This window comes from Nitrososphaerales archaeon (assembly GCA_025058425.1).
Classification (GTDB): Archaea; Thermoproteota; Nitrososphaeria; order Nitrososphaerales; family JANXEG01; genus JANXEG01.
Genome location: JANXEG010000085.1, coordinates 1 through 1,996 on the forward strand (window position 1 = coordinate 1; position 1,996 = coordinate 1,996).

Genomic DNA, 1,996 nt, shown 5'->3' on the forward strand with positions numbered 1-1,996 from the left:
GTAGCCTTTTCCAAGAGCTTGATGAATTCTTCACTACTGAAGATCTGCCTTGGCATAGCATATAAACCCTCAAAGCAAGGGATAAATTTTTCTATTGAGGGCGAAGTAGAATAATTGATTAAAATTTTGATTAAGGTGGAAGGATGAAGAGAATATTCGCTCCATGGAGGATCGAATACATAAAGAGTGATAAGCCAAAGGGGTGTATATTTTGTGAAAAGCCGAAGGAGAATAGAGATGAAGAGAATTACATTGTCTATAGAGGGTTGAATAATTTCGTTATTTTAAATAGCTATCCATACAATCCTGGCCATTTGATGATCGTGCCCTATAAACATATCTCATCACTAGAAGGTCTAAGTAAGGAGGAGCGTGATGAACACTTTGAAATCTTAGTAAGGGTCGTTAAAATTTTGAAGGAAGCGATGAATCCAGATGGTTTCAATATAGGGATGAATTTGGGTGAAGGTGCCGGAGCGGGGATAAAAGACCATTTACATACACATGTTGTACCGAGGTGGAAGGAAGATACGAATTATATGCCAGTCATCGCCGATACGAAGGTAATCGTTGAGGCTTTAAACTCAACATACAAGAAATTGAGAGAGTACTTTATCACTTAATTGCTGAGTGGTATAGATGAAGGTGTGTAGAAATTCAGAGATAAGAGAGTTAGATAGAAGGGCGATGGAGGATTATGGAATATCTGAAGAGATTTTAATGGAGAATGCGGGTGAGAGTGCATACTTTGTAATCCTAAAGGAGTTTGGGGTGAAAGGAAAAAGGTTTGTAATCTTCTGTGGTCCTGGTAACAACGGCGGGGATGGTTTTGTCGTAGCAAGAAAGCTTCACTCCAATGGTGGTTATGTGAAGGTCTTCCTCTTGGCTGAGAAGGAAAGGTATAGAGGTTCGGCGAGAAAGAATCTCGAAATAATCTTAAAGTTTCCAATCGAAATTGAGATGATAAATCAAGTAGATATCGATTCGATCAAGAGTACTCTTAATGAAGCAGATGCGATCATCGATGCGATATTTGGAACGGGTTTGGAGAGGAATATCGAAGGGATCTATAAAGATGTTATAGAGTTGATGAATAAGAGTGAAAAGCCCATCTTTTCTATCGATATACCTTCGGGGATAAATGGTGATACCGGTCAAGAGATGGGTATTTCAGTAAAAGCGAGTTACACGATAACTTATGGATTGCCGAAGATCGGGAATCTGCTTTATCCGGGCTATGGTAGGTGTGGTAAGTTGTACGTTTCACACATATCTTATCCATTACCTCTTCAAAGATCGGACTCGATCAAAGTTGAAGTCTCAGTACCTATACCTCTACCAGAAAGGGATCCAAATACTACAAAATTCTCTTATGGCCCGATTCTAACGATCGCTGGCTCAAGGAATTACTTTTGGGCTCCAATCGCATCTGCATACTCTTTTTTAAAGGCTGGGGGCGGTTACTCTTACTTAGCCTGCCCAGCATCCATAACACCATTCCTTGCTGAGAGAGGGAGAGAGGTCGTTTTCCTTCCACAAAAGGATGAAACGAACGATGGGAGTCTGAGTTTAAAGGCTAAGGATGGTCTTGTAAAGATCTGTAGAGAAAGAGGGATCAAGATGGTGATATTGGGGCCGGGCTTATCTACGAATGAAGAGACCCAGGAGTTAGTAAGGGAGTTGGCTCAAGATATTACTTTGCCGATATTGATCGATGGTGATGGGATTACCGCGATCTCTAAAGATGTAAGTATCATAAAGCAGAGAAGTGCACCAACGATCATCACCCCGCATATTGGTGAAATGGGGAGGCTCACTGGAATAGAGAAGGAAAGAATCGAGAGAAATAGGGTGGATATTCTACAGCAATATACAAAGGAGTTGAATGCGGTCATCGTTTTAAAAGGTCCCCATACACTGATAGGTTATCCAGACCAAAGGGTCTACATCAATCTGAGCGGTGATACGGGTGGTAAGGCAGGTATGGCTACCGCTG

At 41.3% G+C, this 1,996-nt stretch carries 2 protein-coding genes; both read left to right on the plus strand.

Going from position 1 to position 1,996, the window contains the following annotated elements; translation table 11 throughout:
* The first annotated feature begins 143 nt into the window (after nucleotides 1-143).
* Complete coding sequence (locus NZ896_06790) at nucleotides 144-623, plus strand: HIT domain-containing protein (protein ID MCS7117150.1); 480 nt, start codon at nucleotides 144-146, stop codon at nucleotides 621-623.
* A 16-nt stretch (nucleotides 624-639) separates the two neighbouring features.
* A partial coding sequence (locus NZ896_06795; GenBank protein MCS7117151.1) for an NAD(P)H-hydrate epimerase occupies nucleotides 640-1,996 on the plus strand: 1,357 nt, incomplete at its 3' end.

Coding starts and splice junctions, on each gene's coding strand:
- NZ896_06790 (MCS7117150.1), top strand. CDS start 144: ATGAAGAGAATATTCGCTCCATGGAGGATCGAATACATAAAGAGTGAT.